Origin of the sequence: Kitasatospora sp. NPDC059408, from assembly GCF_042751525.1 — a bacterium.
GTDB lineage: Bacteria > Actinomycetota > Actinomycetes > Streptomycetales > Streptomycetaceae > Kitasatospora.
On record NZ_JBHYWI010000030.1, the window covers coordinates 18,053 to 35,969 of the forward strand.

A 17,917-nucleotide genomic window follows, 5' to 3' on the forward strand; every position below is an offset into this window, starting at 1 on the left:
CCGCGGGCGTTGGTGGCGTTAACCACCCCGGCTTAATACATGTGGAGGCCGCTCCGCGCGCGTGCGCGCACCTGTTGCTGCGGCACCCCGGCCGGCCTCCTCCCGCAGCCCCGCCAGGGCAACGCTCCCCGATCGGCCCTCTCTCCCCGGTCGTGGTCGAGCACCTGGCGGGGGCCTGCGCTTCAAGGAGGTCTCCGTGTCCGCGAGTTCGCGCCGGACGACCCCTCTTCCCCCGCACTGGGCCCGCCTTCGCCGCGCGGTGATGAACCGCGACGGCTGGATGTGCCAGCACATCCGCTACGACACCGGCGAGCCGTGCGCCGAGCCCGCCCGCCACTGCGACCACATCGTCCCCGCCTCCGAAGGCGGCTCCGACGACCCCGCCAACCTCCGTGCCCTGTGCGACTGGCACGTTCTGCGCAAGGACGCGGCCGACGCCGGCAGAGCCCGCCGACGGGCCACCGCGGACCGCTGGCAGCCCGCCCGAACCCGCCGACCGCACCCCGGGGAGATCCGTTGAACGTCGATCCGACCGAGAAGAACCCGGCAGCGATCCGCACCGCGCTGATCGAGCTGTACGAGACGGAACTCGACCTTGAGCCGACCGACCTCGCGCTGATCGACATCGCCGCGCCGATGCTCGCCCGCGCCGCCCAGCTCGACGCCGTGGTGAAGCGCGAGGGCCAGATGATCGAGGGCGGTAACCGCAAGGACATGATGGTCCTGCACCCCGGCATCGCGCAGGCCCAGCTCAACCGCACCCAGGCCGCCGGCCACCTCTCCAAAATCCGCGGTGAAGGCGAAGGTCCTAAGCGAGGCCACAACGCCCGCGACGCCATCGCCGCCCGCTGGGGCAACCGAGTCTGAGAGGGGGCCGTCGTGGCACGCCGCAAGGCAACCCGGGCCGCCGGCCCTTCGGACGAGTCGCTGCGCATCGCGCGGACGATCGTCTATTACGAGGCGTGTTTGGACTCCGAGGTCCCGCACGCCGTCGCCCGCGAACTGTGGGCCCACGACATGACTACGCCCTTCGCGGCTGGTGAGCACGTCTCCGTGGAGGCGGCCCGGTTGCTGGAGGAGCGCGCCCACAGGGAGGCAGCCCAGCCGTAGACCGACAGCGAGCAATTAGAGCTACAGCCTGTGGTTCTTATCCGCAAGGTCCGACTTTCCTAGGAACGGCCCGCCGAGCCGAGCCGTACGAGGGAGGCGACGCGTGAATCACCCCCCTCACCTACGAGCCGGTCCGCACCATCGCGGACACCGTCCCCGATGTGGCCTTTGTGGCCAACATGGACCGGCTCTGAGTCGTATCCAAGTCGGCCGCCCAGCTATCGGCTCAGCCGATAACTGGCTTCAGTTCTTCTCCTGTGCTCACGCGGCGTTGATCGCGTTCCGCAGCTCTTCGATGCTGAGCTTGCCGTCCTTGTCGAGGTCGGCCTGCTCCACGAAGGACACGAACTCCTTCTGGTATTTACCAAGTTGCCCGGCAATCGACTTGAAGACATCCAGGTCGACGGGGCCTTCATTGTCTGCGTAGAGCTGCTCCAAGAGGGCGAAAACCTGGTCCTTGAACGCCTGATCCATGTCCATCCTTTCGTTTGCCAGCCTGATGCGGCGCACTGAGCAAACCACACTGGCGATCTCCCTGTCATTGGCTCCCTGTATCCCGCACCCGGCCAGAGCCGTGACTCCGTGGCGTCCGCTGCCTAACTCGTCCAGACCTGCTTCGGGAGGTGGCCGTTCTGACCATCGTCTACGAACCGGTCCGCACGATCCCGGACGACGTCCCGCACCCGCACCGCACGCTCGCGGGCGAGCTGCTGCGCTGGAGTGCCCGTGCGTTCCGGCCGGACTGGAAGTACACCCCTGAGCAGTGCCGCATCCTCGCGCGCTGGTACGAGCTGCGCGACGACGCGGTCCCTGAGGACCCGAACGACCCCGAGACCTGGGGCAGGGCCTTCCGCTACGAGTCCGGCACCCTGCGCCGCCTCAAGGGCTGGGGCAAGGACCCGAAGATGGCCAGCGTCGCCGCGATGGAGTTCGTCGGCCCGTGTCGCCTGGTGGGCTTTCGCGCCGACGGATCGCCGATCGGCGGCCCGCCGCAGGAGAGTTGGGTGCAGATCTTCGCCACGGCGGCCGGTCAGAACGTCAACACGATGTCGGCGTTCAGCACGATCTTCAGCCAAGCCGCGGTCGACCGGTACGCCATCAAGCTCGGCCAAGAGGTCTGCTACGCCTCGCAGACCGACACCGACGGCCGTCAGTGCCGCCTTGAGGCCAAGGCATCGTCCTTCCGCGCCGCCGAGGGCGGGCGCCCGTCCTTCGCGCTGCTCAACGAGACTTGGCACTGGGTCGAGGGCAACCACGGCCCGCGCCTCGCCGCCACCATCCGCCCCAACGCGACCAAGGTGTCGGGCCGGACGATGGAGATCACCAACGCCCCGGTTATCGGGGAGGAAAGCGTCGCCGAAGGCACCTGGTACGCCTTCGAGAAGCAGCGCGACGGAATCAACAGGAACGCCGGCATCTACTACGACTCGGTGGAGGCCCCGCCTGGGGTCGATCTCGCCGACGAGGACCAGCTGCGCGCCGCGATCCTGTGCGCCCGCGGCGACTCGGTCTGGATCAACCCCGAGCGGGTGATGAAGGACATCTGGTCCGCCAGCACCTCCGAGGACGAGAGCCGCCGCAAGTACCTCAACCAGCTCAGCTCACACGACGACGCGCTGGTGGACCGGGACACCTGGGACCTGGCCACGGTCGAGCCCGCCGACGGCATCAAGCCGGGCGAGCGGATCGTGCTCGCCTTTGACGGCGGCAAGACCGATGACTCAACCGGCCTGCTGGCGATGCGCGTTCGGGACAAGCTGGTCCAGAAAATCGCGCTGTGGGAGAAGCCCGACGGTCCGGCCGGCAAGCACTGGGAAGTGGACGGTCAGGAGGTCAACGACATGGTCGGCCACGTCTTCCAGAAGTACACGGTGGTCGGGTTCTTCGCCGACGTCGCGGGGTGGGAGTCCTACGTCGCCGACTGGTCGGAGAAGTACGGCAAGCACCTGCTGATCAAGGCATCCGGGAAGTCCACGGTCGGCTTCGACATGCGCGCCAACCAGAGGGAAATCACGACCGAGCACATGGCGCTCGTCGGGGCGATCGAGACGGTGGCCCTGCCCCACGTGCGTGACTACTCACTGACCCGCCACACCCTCAACGCCCGCAAGAGGCCCAACCAGTACGGCATCTCGTTCGGCAAGGAGTCGCGCGAGTCCAAGCTGAAGGTGGACCTCTACGCCGCGATGGTGATCGCCTGGATCGCCCACCGCCGCCTTACCGAGAGCGGCAAGCTCAAGCCGCAGAAGCGGCCCGGAACGCTACAGACCCGAGGAGGGTTCTGATGTCCCTCCCCGTCGTGATCAAGCGTGCCCGGCACGCGAAGTCGCTGATCGACCGCGACTCCGAGCGGCTGAACCTGGTTGACCGGTACGCCCGCGGCCTGCACCGCGCTCCGTGGATGCCGGCCAAGGCGAACAGCGAGTTCAAAGACCTGGTGAAGCGCTCCATCGTGAACGTCTCCGCCCTGGCGGTGGAGGCCCCGCTGAACGCCCTGCGCGTGCAGGGCTTCCGCAAGCCGGGCAGCGGCGAGAACGCCAACGAGTGGACGTTCTGGCAGAAGAACCGGCTGGACGAGCGCCAGAACGCCGTCCACCGTGCTGCGCTCACCAGCGGGGCCGCGTACACCGTGGTCACCCCCGACCCGCGCAAGGGCCGTAAGGAGCCGGTGATCCGCGCGTACGACGCGATCAGCACGGTTGCCGTCTACGCCGATCCGGCGTGGGACGAGTTCCCGGTGTACGCGCTGCACGTGCCCGAGCAGCAGCCCGACGAGGACCGTACCGTCGGCTTCCTGTGGGACGACGTGGCGAAGTACACCGTCAACCTGGACGCCGAGCCCGACTCCGCGGTGCTCGCCGTCGAGCCGCACGGCATGGGCCTGTGCCCGGTGGTGCGGTTCTCCCCGTCCGTGGACCTTCGGGGCCGGACCCGGGGCCTGGTCGAGCCGCTGATCACCTCGCAGGACCGCCTGAACCAGCAGACCCTGTCCCTGCTACTCAACGAGCACTGGGGCGCGCACGCGATCAGGTGGGCCACCGGCCTCGCGCCGGCCGAGCGGCTGGACCCGGAGACGGGTGACCCGCTGCGCGATCCGGAGACCGGCGAGCCGGTGTACGACGTCCCCTCGCTGGACCCGTCCACGCTGCTGATGGCGCCCAACTCGGACGCAAGGTTCGGGCAGCTCCCGGCGATGCCGACCGGCGATCTGCTGGCCTCCCGCCGTCAGACCGTCGAGGAGATCATGGGCCTGGCCGACGTGCCGCCCCACTACCTCGCCGGGTCGAACCTGGTGAACCTCAGCGCGGACGCCCTCGCCGCAGCGGAGACCTCGTTCAAGCGGTTCCTGTCCACGCTCCAGGACTCGCTGGGCGAGTCATGGGAGTCGGTGTTCCGGCTGTGCTCGGTCGCGGCCGGCCGGGGCGAGATCGAGCAGGACGAGAGCCAGGTCGAATGGGCGGAGAAGGCAACGCGTTCGCTGGCCCAGGCCGCCGACGCGATGGTCAAGCTGATGCAGCAGGGCGTCCCGTTGTCGGTCGCGCTGCGCAAGGTGCCCGGATTCAGCCAGGCCGACATTGACGAGGCGGTGAAAGCCGCCGAGGAGGCCGCCCGCAAGGCGGAGGCCACCGAGGCCGAGGCCCTGAAGCAGCAGAAGGAGGCGAGCGGTGGCGTGGATTCCCAGAACCGCCGAGATCCTGCGGGCGGTGGCCGCGTACCAGCTCGCGCAGGAAGCGCTGGCCGCTGACTTCGCCGCCCGCTGGGCCCAGGTACTGGCGGGTGTCGAGGCCCGCGAGCTGGCCGCCTCGCTGACCGCGCTTAGGACTGAGTACCGGGCGGCGATCCGCGAGTCCGCGGCGGCCTCCCGGACGCTGTCGGTCGCCTTCTACCGGCTGGTGCGCGCTCTGGAGACCGGCCGCGTGATCGGAGGCCCCGGCTACCGTCCAGGCGCCTCGCTCGGCTCCCTGTGGGCCGACTTCAACACGGCCACGGGCAAGCGGACCGGCACAGGGGCGCGCGAGCCCCTGCCGGTGGACACCCGCAACCCCTTCCCCGCCGAGGCTATCGACCGCGAGGCCCGCAGGGCCGAGGAGACGTTCCGCCAGCAGATCGCCGACCGCGTGGAGAAGCACGAGCGCGAGCACGCCGAGCGGAAGGGCTCAGCCGCGCTGGACGCCGCCGAACTGATCGCCTGGGAGCGCGAGTTCCTGGAGTCACTGAAAACCGGCGGCTCCGGCGCGGGAGGGCAGATCGTCCAGGACGGCGGCCGCGACATGATCCACAACGCGCTGCAGGACGACCCCGGGGCGATCGGCTACTACCGCGCCACTGAGGGCTCGCCCTGCTACTTCTGCGCGCTGATGGCCGGCCGAGGCGCGGTCTACAAGTCCAAGCGCACCGCCGCCTTCGGCGCTCACCCCCACTGCCACTGCCAAGCCGTCCCGATCTTCTCGCGCCGCTACCAGCTCCCCGACGCCAACGCGCGGTTCGAGCGGATGTGGCGCGAGTTCGGCGGCGGCTCGCTCGCCGACTGGCGCACCCACTACACCAAGACTTAACAGATCCGTGCACCACGGCTGCACTGCCGTCGCGCTGACGACAGCACAGCCCGGCACTGACCCCAGAGCTGCACCGCAGGAGTTACCAGACGTTGGTGTAGGTGACGGAGACGTTCTCCTGATGGATGGTGTCGTGGCTGGTGCCCACCGAAGTGGTGCTGTCCTGGCTGGAGCCCGTGGCGATCTCTGCGGAAGCTGGAATGCCTGCGGCGAGTACCCCTGCCGTGGTTGCGGCAGCCACCGCCAGCGCGACCATTGCCTTCTTGATCACAGTCGTGTGTCCCTTTCTCGAAGTCACGCAGGGCGCCCTATGGAACCCGCCCTCGGGTATTCAACGGAAGCCGGAGATTGGACGACACGGGCTCGCGGCCGATTGCACTATCTCTGCCCGACAGAGGACGCCAGACCACGGTGGGAGCGCCCAGTGGAACCGGATCTCTGTCGCGCTGGCAGCTTGATCAACCCTCAAAGAAGTGCCGAATCCAACCACTTAGGAGAGACGTGTCCGAGACCCCGACCCCGGCCGAGGCGATCCCCGGCGGCGTGGTGAACCCGGCCACCCCGCCGGCTGAGCCGCAGCCCGAGGCCCCGGCGGGCGGCGAGGAGAGCGCCGCCCCGAAGCCGGTGGAGCCGGACTACCGCGCACTCTACGAGAAGATGCAGGCCGACCTGGACGCCACCCGCGAGCGCTCCACCGAGGCCGGGGTCGAGGCGGACGAGCTGCGCGCGCAGGTCGCCCAGCTCCAGGAGCAGGCGCTTCGAGACCGGATCGCCGCCGAGTACGCGCTGCCGCCGGTCCTGGCCGCCCTGGTCCAGGGCGGCGACGAGGCCACCGTCCGCCAGCACGCCGAGCAGCTGGCCGCCGTCGCCGCGCCGAAGCCGCTTCTGGGCGCGGGCGGGCTGACCCCACACTCCGAGCCCGATCCGTACAAGGGGCTGGCCGAGAAGCTGCGCCAGCGCCGCTTCGGCATCTGACCGAAGGGCTGGGCGGGCGGGGTCAGGCATCGTCCACCGTCACTCCGAGGTGGTGTCCTTCTGCTTCAGCGCGGCGAGACGCTGACCGTCCAGCTCGTTGCCATCGAGGTAATCGCCCTCAATCGGCTTGACGATGGTGTGCGTGATGACCTGCCCGGTGATCTGCTTCGTCTCCAGTCGCTGCTTGCCCTCTGCCATGTCCTGTCTCCTTCTTCCGTGTCCGATGGGTTCGTGCTCTGGCATGTTCCCATCCGGGGACACCCGTTGTCACCGGACGACTACGAGACAGCGGTCTGCCCCTGTCGGCTTGAAATGATCACCCGAACCTGAGGCCGCCCTGCCCCGGGGCGGCCTTCCGTCTTCCCGAGGAACAGCGCCATCTCTCTCAACCCCGCACGTGCCAACGCCTTCCAGAACCCCGACAAGCTGGTCGTCCAGGCCATCGCCAACCTGAAGGACAGCGTCCAGCTGGCCCACAAGTTCGACCGCCGGGCCGCCGAGGAGTTCGTCAACGCCACCGGCCAGGTGCTCTCGATCCGCCGCCCCGCCCGCCTGAAGGGTGCCGAGGAGCGGATCGACGCCAAGCGCAAGTTCAACGACGCCACCACGTGGATTCAGTCGGAGAACCTGAACGAGGGCCTGCTGACGGTCAAGTTCGACACCCACGCCTACTCCGCGGTGGACCTCTCCGACGCGGAACTGTCGCTCGACCTCCTGTCCTTCGGCGAGCAGGTCATGGTCCCGCAGGTGGACTCCATCACCGAGCGCCTTGAGGACAAGGTGGCGAGCGCGATGAACGAGTTCCCCGACGTCGCCGCCACCGCGAAGATCCCGGTGGACCTGACCAAGGCCACCAGCGACGAGCAGGCCGGCCAGATGATCCGCAAGAGCCTCGCGCGCCTGCGCGTCCAGCTCAACAAGGAGAACATCCCCGCCGAGGGCCGGACCGCCGTGCTCGGCTCGGAGGCCGCGTACTACGTGCTGAACGACCCGAACATCTCCCGGGCCAACGAGTCCGCCAACGGCGGCGCGGCGATCCGCCAGGCCACCATCGGCAACCTCTACGGTTTCGACATCGTGGAGTCCACCAACGATGTCCTCGCCCCGCTCGGCGTCTACGCCTTCCACCGCTCCGCGATCCAGCTCGTGTCGGGTGCGCCGTCGGTCCCGGAGTCCGCCAAGGGCGGCCGGCAGACCGCCGACGGCTTCGCCCTGCGCTGGATCAAGGACTACAACAGCGGTGCCGCGATGGAGCGTTCGTTCCTCTCCTCCTACTGGGGCGCGACCCTGGTCACCGACCTGAAGAAGAACGAGACCAACTGGCAGGACCCGAAGAACCTGGTCAAGGTCCGAGGCATCCGCGTCACCTTCACCGGCGAGCCGGCCGCCCCGGTCGCCAAGTAAGGGGTCGCCGTGGCGCTCGACGTCGCCGACCTGTTCAAGCGCCTGGGCAAGCCCGCTCCCTCCACCGGCACCCCGGACTGGGAGCGGGCGAACGCCGCGATCGAAGACGCCTTCTGGGTCATCGCCGCCACCGGCCACCCTGCGTGGACCCCGCAGCGCCACCCCCAGGTGATCCGCACGTTGGCCCTGGCTGTCGCCGACCGCCGCTTCCGCAACCCCGAGGGGTACGTGCAGGAGCAGGCCGGAGAGGTGAGCTACCGCATGTCGGACGGCTTCCCGATGGGCCTGGCCCTGACCCGGGGTGAGCAAGCGCTGATCGAGCGGGTGGCAGGCCGCGGTGGTCTGCGCTCCGTGCAGGCCCGCCGCGAGGTCGCCTCGCGCGGCCTGCGGGTCGGCTACCCGTTCCCGGACCCCGAGGACTCCTGGGGTGCCGCGTGAGCCTGCTGGAGCGGGGCCGCACCCGCGTGAGCGTCCACACCGTGGTCATGGTCGATGACGGCTACGGCGACCGTCGGCCGGCACCCGGGCCGAGCACCACCTACTCGGCCTGGGTCGCACCGGTCGGCGACGCCGCAGGCTGGCGCGCCCCGGTCGGCGCTCAGGTCGGCTGGTCCCCGCCCGTACGCCGCAAGGTGGTCTTTCCACCGGACGTGGTGATCGACAAGTGGTCGTCGCTGGAGTTCGCCGACGAGGGCGACCCCGGCACCCGCTGGGCCGTGGTGGACGCCCCGCGCGCCCACCACGGCGCTTCCGACCGCATGCGCTTCGTGACCGTGATCGTGGAGGGCGGTGGCCAAAGTGGCGGAGATCCGTCCTGACATTGACGCCGTGGTCTCCGGGCTGCCCGGTGTGATGGGAGCCCTCAAGTTGGAGGCCGAGGAGCGCAAGGCCCGCGTCGCCGCGAAGGCCGCGCTCCACATCGACACCGGCGAGTTCATCGCCGGGCTGAAGGTGCGCCGCCACGCCAAGGGTTACGCGATCGTCAACCTGGACCCGTTGGCCGCCCACAAGAACTGGGGCGGCTTCAACCACCGCGCGAACCGCCACGTGGACGGCATCCACGCGATGGAGGCCGCCCTGTGGTGACCCGCGAGCCGTACCTGATGCCCGACTCCGAGCGCATCCTCCTGGAAGCCCTGCGCACCGTCCTCCCGGAACACCGCTGCGCGGTCTACCTGCCCACCGACTGGCAGCTCGCACTGCGCAAGACGGGCGGGCTGGTGATCGCCCGCCGGGTGGGCGGGGTGATGAAGGACAAGCGGTTCATAGACGAGGGCATGTTCACCGTCCAGACCTACGCCACCTCGCGCGCGGACGCCTCCCTGCTGGCCCGCCGCGCTCGCGCCGGCCTGGTCCGCCTGACTTTCGAGCAGTTCGGCAACGCCGAGGGTTACCTGTCTCGCTTCCGCGAGGCCACGGGGCCGTTCATGACCACCGACCCCATGACCGAGGCCCAGGCCGGCTTCTTCCGGTTCTCGGCCAACTACATGATCGCTACACGGCCCCGCTGACGGGCCGGAAAGGAGTCGGCTTGGCTGCTGACGACGCCCCGGTCCTGGTACCGGGCACCGGATACATCTACGTCGCCCCGCCGGGCACCGCGCTGCCGGACCTGAGCAAGGGCTTCGACCCGAAGGACTCGACCAAGTGGGGCCCCAGCGGCCTGACATGGAAGTCCATCGGCAACACCAGCCTGGACAACGGCATCGAGATGAGCGTCGATGGCGACGAGCCCGAGGTGCTGGGGTCCTGGCAGAACAAGAGCCTGAAGACCACGGACCCCGGCAAGACCTACGCGGTGACGATCAACCTGTCCGACTTCACCGCGGAGTCGTACAAGCTCTACTACGGCACGGACAAGGGCCTGGACAGCAAGGGCCTGTTCTCGATCCCGACCAGCCCCACCGCGCAGAACCGGGCGCTGATGATCGCCGCCGTGGACGGCGGTAAGGCCGTCGTGTGGCACTACCCGAAGACGTCGATCATCGGCGCGGACGCGGTGACCATGGACCCCGCCGCGCTCGGCGAGATGCCGGTCAAGGCCACCGTCGTGGCCCTGAACCAGTCCGCACCGCTGGGCACCGTCACGCCCGTGTTCGACCTGGCCGCCGGCCTTCAGACCGCTGCCTGATCTTCTTCCTCAGGCAGTACTGGCCGCACCGCCGCCCGGCCCTTCCGCAGCTCCGCCTGAACCTTGCGGATCGCGCGAATCGAGATGATTGCGTCCTCGCTCAGCGACGGAATCCAACGCCTGAGCGCCACGCGAAGGACGGCAACGACCGCAGCGGCACCGAGGACAATAGGTGCCAGCCAGTCAGGAACCTGCACTACAACTCCCTTAATCTGACGGTAGATCGGGAGTCGGCCTGTCTTGGGCAGGCTCGATCCGACCTACCGCAAGTGGATAGGTGAATCGAGACCTGCCGGTGCAGGTGCTCGGAAGTTGCTGGAGATCCTCTCCAGTTTCCCCTGGGGGAGATGCGTCCTTGCTGGTGAGAGTCGGTTCTTTGCCTCGCGCTAACCGTTCGAGAGCACCGGCTGTCGAACGGTTGTGCCCGAAGGCAGGGTGCGTTGCCCTACACCCCGGCGGTTGAAGCGGGTCGATTCGTGAGGTAGCCATCCTCACGCCAGTAGTTTTGTGAACATTCGTCAGATCTGTCAAACCGCCTGGAGGCACCTCTTTGACCACCCTGGACTTCGCCGCCCTCGCCGCCGAGGCCGAGCGCAAGCACACCGGCAAGGGCACCAAGTTCGTTGCCAAGAACGGCAAGAAGCTGCGCCTGCGCCGGATCGAGGCCCTGCCCGGCGGTGACCTGAAGGCCGCGCTCGCCCTGCTGGACGTCGTGCAGTCGCAGAAGGTCAGCAACGAGAAGCGGATCGACGCGATGACCGGCCTGCTGGTCGCGGTCGCCTCCGACAAGAAGGCGATGCGCGAGAGCGTGGACGCGCTGCCGCTGGAGCAGACCATGACCGTGGTCGAGCGGTGGATGGAGGAGGCCGCGCCGGGGGAAGCGGCGGCCTGATCAGGCTGCTGGACAAGCACGGCGCGGAGATCACCGCCGACCTGCGCCGCTTCTGCGGCGTGGACGTCCTGGACTGGCTCCGGGGCCGGCACTCCGCCCGCTTGATCCTCGCCCTGATCGGGACCTTCCCCGACGACTCCGCGACATTGGCCGCATTCCGCGGTGGCCGTGAGGCGCTGGGCTGGGACGCCGGGACGTACGTCCTGGCAGACCTGGTGGACGCCGTCCAGGCGCTCACCCACGTCCAGGTCGCCAAGGCGTCGAAGAACCCCCGCAGCGTGGAGCGGCCGACGCCCTACCCCCGCCCGTACGCCAAGAAGTCCCGCAGGCCCACCGGCACCAGCCCGTTCGCCGCCGCGCTCCAGCGTGAGGTCGGCGAGGGTGGGGGCCCGATGCTCGCCGAGGCGTCAGCTCCCCTTGCAGAAACGTTCCGCCTACCGGCGGCCGTGCTCGCGCGCTCCGCGCCGGTTCGGTCCGCGCCGGTCCGACTCACGTAGGAGGTGAGCCGATGGCCGGCCCCGGCGGCAAAGAGGTAGGACGCCTCCATGTGAGGGTGCTGCCGGACACCGACGGCTTCCGGGACCGCTTGCGGCGGTACCTGGAGATGCTGGAGAAGTACACCAAGCTCAAGGTCAAGCTGGACCTTGACACCACGGGCGTGAACGCCCGGCTGCGGGAGCTGACCCACGACCGCAGCGTCCGGGTCAACGTCTTCGCCGACACGGCGGAGGCTGCCGCCCGGATCGCCGCCCTCACCCGGGAGCGACGAACCCGGGTCGGTGTCGATGCCGACACCGCGCCGGCCGAAGCTCGGGTCCGCGCGTTCACCGGCCGCCGCTGGCGGCTGGGTATCAACGTCCACCTCGCCAGAGGCGGACTGGACCGGGTCAAGTCCGGTCTGCGCGACCTGGGTTCAGGGGCCGCGGAGGTTGCCCGGTCCTTCGGGCGGCTGTTCACGCTCTCGATCGAGCAGACGGCCTCTGCCCTTCAGGGCATCGGGTCGGGCATCAGCTCGGCCGCCCAGGGGGCGCTGGGCATGGCGGCCGGGTTCGCCCAGTCCGCCGCTGCGGCAGCGCCGCTGCTCATCGCGGTCACCGCGATCGCCACGTGGGTGACGGTCGTCGCCTCGGGGCTGATCGGCGTCCTGGCGCTGGCGGCCCTGCCGGTCCTGCCGCTGGGCCTTGCGGCCGTCGCAGCGGCCGGCGACATGAAGGCCCTTGGCGACAAGGCCAAGGAGGCGATGCAGGCCGCCAGTGAGGCGCTGAAGCCTGCAACTGCCGCCATCCGTACGGAGTTTGGCGGTGCGGTACGCGACGTAACGGCCTGGTTCAAGCAGGCCGAGCCGCAGTTCAAGGCGTTCTTCGACGCCGGGGCCCAGTACGTCCGGCCCATGGTGAAGTCGATCACCGACTTCACGGACACGCTGTTCCCGAAGCTCACGGCGGCGATGCAGTCGCCGGGGATGAAGGCGTTCACCGACGAGCTGCCGGTTGCGCTCGTCGGCATCGGAGCCGCCCTCGGTGACTTCTTCCTCACCCTGTCCAATGGGGGCGACCAACTCAAGCTGATCCTGGGCCCGTTGGTCGGCCTGCTCGACGCCTTCCTCCAGGGGATCGCCTCCCTGGCGGTCGCCTTCGCGCCCGAGATCGCCGTGTCGATCAGCTGGTTCGCAGACACACTGCGCCAGTTCTTCGCCGTCTTCAAGGACAATGCGCAGGCAACTGCCGCTCTGATGCGGATAGTTGACCTCGGGCTGCGCGCGCTGGTGATCGGCTTCTCGGTCACCATGCAAGCCTGGGACGCCCTGGCGACCGGAGCCGTGGCCGCCTGGCACGCAGTCCAAGCCGCCTGGGACGGACTGACGTCCGGCACGGCCTCAGCCTGGGGGTCCGTGTCCTCGGGGACGGCCTCCACCTGGTCGTCCGTCAAGTCCTGGGTCTCGGACGCGGCGTCGTCTGCGGGCTCTGCCGTGGCCTCCGGCTGGCGCGACGTCTCTTCGTGGACGTCTTCGACCTGGGGCGACGTGACGTCCTGGACCTCCTCGTCCTGGTCGTCCGTGACGTCGTCAGTGTCGTCGGCGGTCTCGTCCACGGGCTCTGCCGTGGCCGCAGGCTGGCGGAACGTCACCTCGTGGACGTCGTCAGCGTGCAACTCCTGTACCAGCGCGGTGAGTTCGGCGTGGTCGAACATCTCCAGCGGGGTCTCGTCCGGAATCGCCGCGGTGGTCTCGTACGTCTCGGAGCTGCCGGGCAAGATCCTCTCGGCGATCGGCGACCTGGGCTCGCTGCTCTACGACAAGGGCAAGTCGGCGGTCCAGGGCCTGATCAACGGCATGAAGTCGATCAACGTCGGCAGCATCGCCTCGGGGATCATCGACAAGATCAACCCCTTCAGCTCGGCTCCCGCGTCCGCCCCGATGGCGGCCCCGCGGGCCCTGATGGCCGCCCCGATGGCGTTCGCCGCCATGCCCGCCGCCGCGTACGCGAGCCCGCTGGAGCAGGCTCTTCGCCCGGTCGCCTCCGGGCTTCGCTCGCTGGACTCCTACGGCTACGGCCAGCGCGCCGCCGCCGGTCTGCGCCACCCGGACATCGCGTCGAAGGATGCCGGCCGGGAGCGCTACGGCCCCAACATCACCGTCACCGCCCGCACCAACGCGGACCCCCACGAGATCGGCAAGGCCATCGCGTGGGAGCTGAAGACCTCCGGGAGGTAGCGCGATCGGGGCTCTTCCCCCACCCTTCATCGGCGACGTCACCGCCCACACCGCCCGGGTCTTCTACACGAAGACTCCGGGCGCGTGGACGGACGTCGAAACCACCAACACCAAGACGGGCAAGGCGCATTACGACGCCGAAGACCCCTCCTGGCCGGGCACCGCCCTGGTCGGCGACGGCGGCCCGCTGGGCGACGACCCGGTGCTGGAGCCGGACACCGAGTACCGGGTCCGCTACCACACCACCGGCACCGGCCTGGACTCCTGGTCGGAGCCGGTCATCTTCCGGACCCTGCCGGACCTACCACCGCCGAAGCGCCCGGACATCGGCCCGCAGCCCAGCGCCCGCAACCCCTACACCGGCCAGCCGTGGACGGCGCGTTGGGGTGGCCTGCTGCTGGGTGAGAACTCCTCCATCGTGCTGGAGGAGGTGGCCGGCCTTCTCGACGCTCCGGATGTCCGGACCTCGGACGCCGAGCTGCTTCAGCGCGACGGCCTGACCCCGGGCACCGACTACATGGGCGCCCGCACCATCACCCTCACCATGCTGGCCCTGGACGACCACGAGCTTCCCGATCTGCTGGCCGCCTTCGCCCCCGGGGGCGACGAGCGGCCCTTGGAGTTCGCGTTTCCCGGGGTGGCCGGCGGACGCTCCCGGCTGCTGGCCCGCGTTCGCAAGCGGAACGTCACCGTGGACCGCGACTTCCACGCCGGCCGCCGCCGCGTCACCATCGAGCTGCTGGCGACCGACCCCCGGCTGTACTCGGCTGACCAGGCACGGGCGACCGTGGCGGTGGCCGTCCCCCGGGGCGGCAGGCCAATCTTCCCGCTCACCTTCCCGTTCGACATGGGCAACGGCCCCACCAGCCGGTCCGCTCCGGACATCGACAACCGGGGCTCGGTGGACACCTGGCCCGTCGTCCGGCTCACCCCGGCCACCGGCGAGATCCGCGACCCGTCGCTCATCCTCGTCCACGACGGGGTCCGCCGCCGCTTCGCCACCCGTGGACTTCGGGTCGGCCGCGGCGATGCCCTGGTGATCGACATGGGCCGCCGCCGCATCACCCTCAACGGTGCCTCCCGCTTCGGGCAGGTCGATCCCGGCTCCGCCTGGTTCGCCCTCCCGCCCGGGGCGAGCACCGTCCAACTCGACGTACTCGAAGGCCCCGACGGGGTCACGGCGGACGTGCTGTGGCGCTCCGCCTGGATGTAAGGACCCCATTCCCTTTGGCTGTTGAACTCCGCGCCCCGCTCTTCGTCCAGCAGGGCCGCTACGACGCGTTGGACCTGCGCACGATGATCGGCGGAACCCGGGGCGCCCACGTCGGCGTCGCCGGTCCCACCGCCCTGCTGGTCGAGAAGGTAGACAACCCCACCCCCCGCGTCTCCGTGGCCGCCGGGTCCGTGTGGCTGCCGGACGACGTGGCCGTGTCCCACAAGGGAGCGGTCCACTTCGCCAACCTGGACGCCAGCATTCAGCTCCAGTGCTCCACCCCCAAGCCCGGGGAGGCCGCCCGCCAGGACCTGGTGGTCGCCTTCGCCGACCCCGACAGCGCCCCCGCCGGCCCCCAGCTCGCCGACATCCGCACCACCGCGGACCGCTACATGCAGTCCGTCACCTACGCCGCCGACGGCACCCCGTACGCGCTCGCCGCCGCCCCGGCGGCCACGGGCACACAGGTGACCAAGGAAGGCGCGCGTGGCTGGTCCATCGCCGTGCTCGCCGAGTCCGCACCAGGCGCAAAGGACTGGCCGGTGCCATCCAACTGCATCCGCCTCGCGCTGGTGAACATCGCCCAGACCGGCATCACCGGGATCGAGGACCAGCGCTTCGTCGTCGCCGGGCAGCTCGACACCACCCCGCTGCGCCAGGTCCGCACCGCCGGAGCCCAGGGCATCGCCCAGGCCGCCGCCGGGGCTCCGGCCGGCAGTCTGGTCTACGACTCGGTCAGCACCGCTCTCCACAAGGTCACCGGACCCGGCACCACCGCCCCGGTCGTGCCCGGTGCGGTCCGCCAGGACGCCTCCTACCAGGGCCCCGAGAACACCTGGGGCGGCGAGGCGTGGCACACCTTCACGGCCCCGGCCACCCCGTACCCGCGTCTGGTGACCGTCACGTTCGAGTGCACCTATCAGGGTGACTTCGGCGAGGGGTGGATCGTCCCTGTGGTCTTCGGACACGGGGAGAGCCGTCGCGCCGGCCGACCGCAGTACGTTCGCGCGGGCGATGCCCGAGACGCGCGCGGAGCGGGCACCGTCAAGGTCCCGGCCGGGACGCCGATGAGCGTCAGCACCACGTGCCGCCCCGACAACACCGCGAACAACAACGTGAAGTTCAAGGCGGCGTGGACCTCGTACGCCGAGGCCATCGTCATGCAGGCGGCCTGATGGCGGAGGACAACGGCTACCGCGTGATCCTCTCCGAGTTCAAGGGCGGCCGGCTGCTCGCCGAGCTGCCCGTCTCGGGCCTGTCCTTCCGCTCCATCCTCAACGCCCCCGGCTCCGCCTCCTTCACGGTCCCGCTGGCCGCCGAACCCCTCGCCGGGCTCGACTGGTCGCTGATCTCGCCGTGGCGGATCATCGCCCACGTCCAGCGCGGCAGCCGCGTCCTGTGGGGTGGCCCCCTGCTGGCCTGGTCGGTGGACCTGTCCGCCGAGGAGATGACGCTCGACTGCGTGGGCTTGTGGGAGTACTACCGCCGCAACATCATCAACCTCGGGTACTCCACCGGCACCACCCCGCGCGAGCAGACCACCATCGCCCGCGAGTTGATCCAGACCTTCGCCGACAACCCCTCGCCCGTCGCCCCCGGCCAGGCCGGTTACTGGGGCAGCAACGGACCCGGCGCGCTCACCTTCGAGCCCGATCTCGACACCATGAAGCGCGAGCGAACGTACCCCTGGTTCGAGTGGAAATCAGTGGGCGAAGCCGTCGAGCAGCTGGGTTCGGTGATCAAGGGATTCGACTTCCGCATCGACCACGACTGGGACGTGGACGCCCGGGTCATCCGCAACCGGTTCCGCTTCCTCGCCCCGGCCGGAGGCGTGGACACCGGCATCGTCCTGGAGCACGGCACCAACTGCGACGTCACCAGCGTCACCAGCGACGGCGACAAGATGTGCACCGAGACCGGCGTCAACGGCGCGGGCGAGGGCTGGTCGCAGCTCAAAAGCTGGTGGTACAACGGCCAGTTGGAGACCGAGGACGGCCGCCGCATCCCGCGCCTGTCCGCCGTAGAGACGAACAACTCCGTCGTCCGAGTCGAGACTCTGACCTCCCAGGCCGAGCGCATGACCGCCGTCGGCGCGTTTCCCATCGTCGTCCCCGAGGTGCGGCTGCACCCCGGCGGCGAGTACTCGGCGGCCGAGCTGCGCGTTGGCCACAAGATCCGGGTTCGCGCCCGCACCGCCAACTGGCCGGGCATCGACGCCCAGTACGTCATCCAGGAGATCAGCGCCAAGGTCTCCAAGGCCGGCGAGGAGACGACCCTCGCCCTCGTCCCCGTCACGATCTTCGAGCGCGTGGACGACTGGGTGAAGGGAGAGCTGGTGAAGGCCGCATGACCGTCTACGGCCGCCCCACCCTGGCGGATGAGTTCCAGGGCATCGACACCCGCCTGTCCGCGATGGAGCGAACGGCAAGCGCCCTCGGCGCGGTGCTGCCCATGACCCCCTACCGCCAGGGCCTGGACGTGCAGACCGCCTGGCGCGCTGCCGCCACCATCCCGACAGCCGGCATCGCCCACCCGGTCCTGCGCCTGGACTGCCGCGTCTCCTCCAAGCAGGGCGCCAACGTCTGGCTCCGGCTCTTCGACGTGGACAAGGCCCGCGCCGTCACCGCCGAGTGGCAGTACACCGGCGGCGCGCTGAACAACGGCTGGGTCCGCCTGGACTGGGTGCTGCCCATGGGCGGCGGCCAGCCCGGCGAATGGCAGCGCCTCCTGCTCCAGACCCGCACCGACGTGACCGGCGGCGGCACCGTCGATCCCGGCGTGGCCATGGCCCTGCCCCTCAACCAGGCCCCCGCGGCCACCGAGGCCGGCACCTGGACCCCCGTGCCGATCCCGCCCGGCTACGCCTGATCCAAAGCTGCAACCCGCGCAGCAGCCCCGCCCGAACTCCCGGGCAGGGCTTCCC

Annotated in this window: 24 protein-coding genes; 20 read left to right on the top strand and 4 right to left on the bottom strand. The window is 69.7% G+C overall.

The genetic code is table 11. The features are described 5' to 3' along the window. Nucleotides 1-196 precede the first annotated feature (196 nt). From ACFXDE_RS21040 to ACFXDE_RS21050, 3 genes are read left to right on the top strand one after another with little or no spacing between them, the layout of a single operon-like run. Nucleotides 197-520 carry an HNH endonuclease gene (locus ACFXDE_RS21040; protein ID WP_380496289.1) on the top strand — a complete coding sequence of 108 codons (324 nt, stop codon included), beginning with the start codon at nt 197-199 and terminating at the stop codon, nt 518-520. Then, nucleotides 517-867, top strand: coding sequence for a hypothetical protein (locus ACFXDE_RS21045; RefSeq protein WP_380496291.1), 351 nt, complete (start codon nt 517-519; stop codon nt 865-867). The genes ACFXDE_RS21040 and ACFXDE_RS21045 overlap by 4 nt, the downstream gene beginning before the upstream one ends. Nucleotides 868-879: 12 nt before the next feature. Beyond that, on the top strand, nt 880-1,110 hold the full coding sequence (locus tag ACFXDE_RS21050; protein ID WP_380496294.1) for a hypothetical protein: 231 nt from the start codon (nt 880-882) through the stop codon (nt 1,108-1,110). Nucleotides 1,111-1,371: 261 nt separating this feature from the next. Here the strand turns inward: ACFXDE_RS21050 and ACFXDE_RS21055 are convergent, their stop codons facing one another. Next, nucleotides 1,372-1,584, bottom strand: a complete 213-nt coding sequence (locus ACFXDE_RS21055) for a hypothetical protein (protein WP_380496296.1) — start codon at nt 1,582-1,584, stop codon at nt 1,372-1,374. 149 nt (nt 1,585-1,733) lie between these two features. Here ACFXDE_RS21055 and ACFXDE_RS21060 point away from each other — a divergent pair, with 149 nt between their 5' ends. The 3 genes from ACFXDE_RS21060 to ACFXDE_RS21070 are packed head-to-tail and all read left to right on the top strand — an operon-like array spanning nt 1,734 to nt 5,666. Then, entirely contained in the window at nt 1,734-3,395 is a 1,662-nt protein-coding gene (locus ACFXDE_RS21060; protein ID WP_380496298.1) for a terminase, read from the top strand. Further along, the gene (locus ACFXDE_RS21065; RefSeq protein WP_380496300.1) at nt 3,395-4,855 is read left to right on the top strand and encodes a phage portal protein; all 1,461 of its coding nucleotides are present in this window, start codon (nt 3,395-3,397) and stop codon (nt 4,853-4,855) included. The genes ACFXDE_RS21060 and ACFXDE_RS21065 overlap by 1 nt, the downstream gene beginning before the upstream one ends. Then, nucleotides 4,776-5,666, top strand: coding sequence for a hypothetical protein (locus tag ACFXDE_RS21070; protein WP_380496302.1), 891 nt, complete (start codon nt 4,776-4,778; stop codon nt 5,664-5,666). Before ACFXDE_RS21065 ends, ACFXDE_RS21070 begins: the two co-directional genes overlap by 80 nt. A gap of 82 nt (nt 5,667-5,748) precedes the next feature. Here the strand turns inward: ACFXDE_RS21070 and ACFXDE_RS21075 are convergent, their stop codons facing one another. After that, nucleotides 5,749-5,937 (bottom strand): hypothetical protein, encoded by a 189-nt coding sequence (locus ACFXDE_RS21075; RefSeq protein ID WP_380496305.1) that lies wholly within the window; start codon nt 5,935-5,937, stop codon nt 5,749-5,751. Nucleotides 5,938-6,167: 230 nt separating this feature from the next. Between ACFXDE_RS21075 and ACFXDE_RS21080 the strand changes: the two genes are divergently transcribed. Beyond that, nucleotides 6,168-6,641 carry a hypothetical protein gene (locus ACFXDE_RS21080; RefSeq protein ID WP_380496307.1) on the top strand — a complete coding sequence of 158 codons (474 nt, stop codon included), beginning with the start codon at nt 6,168-6,170 and terminating at the stop codon, nt 6,639-6,641. A 39-nt stretch (nt 6,642-6,680) separates the two neighbouring features. Here ACFXDE_RS21080 and ACFXDE_RS21085 read toward each other — a convergent pair whose 3' ends face one another. Then, a complete protein-coding gene (locus tag ACFXDE_RS21085) occupies nt 6,681-6,839 on the bottom strand; it encodes a hypothetical protein (protein WP_380496310.1) in 159 nt (52 codons plus the stop codon). Nucleotides 6,840-7,067: 228 nt separating this feature from the next. Here ACFXDE_RS21085 and ACFXDE_RS21090 point away from each other — a divergent pair, with 228 nt between their 5' ends. From ACFXDE_RS21090 to ACFXDE_RS21115, 6 genes are read left to right on the top strand one after another with little or no spacing between them, the layout of a single operon-like run. Continuing rightward, nucleotides 7,068-8,045: a P22 phage major capsid protein family protein gene (locus ACFXDE_RS21090; protein ID WP_380496450.1), complete on the top strand. Its 978-nt coding sequence runs from the start codon at nt 7,068-7,070 to the stop codon at nt 8,043-8,045. A 9-nt stretch (nt 8,046-8,054) separates the two neighbouring features. Beyond that, nucleotides 8,055-8,483, top strand: coding sequence for a hypothetical protein (locus ACFXDE_RS21095; protein WP_380496311.1), 429 nt, complete (start codon nt 8,055-8,057; stop codon nt 8,481-8,483). After that, the gene (locus ACFXDE_RS21100; RefSeq protein WP_380496314.1) at nt 8,480-8,863 is read left to right on the top strand and encodes a hypothetical protein; all 384 of its coding nucleotides are present in this window, start codon (nt 8,480-8,482) and stop codon (nt 8,861-8,863) included. Before ACFXDE_RS21095 ends, ACFXDE_RS21100 begins: the two co-directional genes overlap by 4 nt. Nucleotides 8,864-8,873: 10 nt before the next feature. Continuing rightward, nucleotides 8,874-9,131, top strand: a complete 258-nt coding sequence (locus tag ACFXDE_RS21105) for a DUF5403 family protein (protein ID WP_380496316.1) — start codon at nt 8,874-8,876, stop codon at nt 9,129-9,131. After that, a complete protein-coding gene (locus ACFXDE_RS21110; protein ID WP_380496319.1) occupies nt 9,128-9,556 on the top strand; it encodes a hypothetical protein in 429 nt (142 codons plus the stop codon). The genes ACFXDE_RS21105 and ACFXDE_RS21110 overlap by 4 nt, the downstream gene beginning before the upstream one ends. A gap of 20 nt (nt 9,557-9,576) precedes the next feature. After that, the gene (locus ACFXDE_RS21115) at nt 9,577-10,176 is read left to right on the top strand and encodes a hypothetical protein (protein ID WP_380496321.1); all 600 of its coding nucleotides are present in this window, start codon (nt 9,577-9,579) and stop codon (nt 10,174-10,176) included. Here ACFXDE_RS21115 and ACFXDE_RS21120 read toward each other — a convergent pair. Beyond that, nucleotides 10,161-10,373 (bottom strand): hypothetical protein, encoded by a 213-nt coding sequence (locus tag ACFXDE_RS21120; RefSeq protein ID WP_380496323.1) that lies wholly within the window; start codon nt 10,371-10,373, stop codon nt 10,161-10,163. The genes ACFXDE_RS21115 and ACFXDE_RS21120 overlap by 16 nt on opposite strands. A gap of 353 nt (nt 10,374-10,726) precedes the next feature. Here ACFXDE_RS21120 and ACFXDE_RS21125 point away from each other — a divergent pair, with 353 nt between their 5' ends. From ACFXDE_RS21125 to ACFXDE_RS21155, 7 genes are all read left to right on the top strand, one after another. Next, complete coding sequence (locus tag ACFXDE_RS21125) at nt 10,727-11,068, top strand: hypothetical protein (RefSeq protein ID WP_380496325.1); 342 nt, start codon at nt 10,727-10,729, stop codon at nt 11,066-11,068. Further along, a complete protein-coding gene (locus ACFXDE_RS21130; protein WP_380496327.1) occupies nt 11,029-11,565 on the top strand; it encodes a hypothetical protein in 537 nt (178 codons plus the stop codon). The genes ACFXDE_RS21125 and ACFXDE_RS21130 overlap by 40 nt, the downstream gene beginning before the upstream one ends. Before the next feature lie 50 nt (nt 11,566-11,615). After that, nucleotides 11,616-13,781 (top strand): hypothetical protein, encoded by a 2,166-nt coding sequence (locus tag ACFXDE_RS21135; RefSeq protein ID WP_380496330.1) that lies wholly within the window; start codon nt 11,616-11,618, stop codon nt 13,779-13,781. Between the two features lie 202 nt (nt 13,782-13,983). Then, a complete protein-coding gene (locus tag ACFXDE_RS21140; RefSeq protein WP_380496332.1) occupies nt 13,984-14,994 on the top strand; it encodes a phage distal tail protein in 1,011 nt (336 codons plus the stop codon). A 14-nt stretch (nt 14,995-15,008) separates the two neighbouring features. Further along, a complete protein-coding gene (locus tag ACFXDE_RS21145) occupies nt 15,009-16,169 on the top strand; it encodes a hypothetical protein (RefSeq protein WP_380496335.1) in 1,161 nt (386 codons plus the stop codon). Next, nucleotides 16,169-17,344 carry a hypothetical protein gene (locus tag ACFXDE_RS21150; protein WP_380496338.1) on the top strand — a complete coding sequence of 392 codons (1,176 nt, stop codon included), beginning with the start codon at nt 16,169-16,171 and terminating at the stop codon, nt 17,342-17,344. The genes ACFXDE_RS21145 and ACFXDE_RS21150 overlap by 1 nt, the downstream gene beginning before the upstream one ends. Next, complete coding sequence (locus ACFXDE_RS21155) at nt 17,341-17,862, top strand: hypothetical protein (RefSeq protein WP_380496340.1); 522 nt, start codon at nt 17,341-17,343, stop codon at nt 17,860-17,862. Before ACFXDE_RS21150 ends, ACFXDE_RS21155 begins: the two co-directional genes overlap by 4 nt. Nucleotides 17,863-17,917 lie beyond the last annotated feature (55 nt).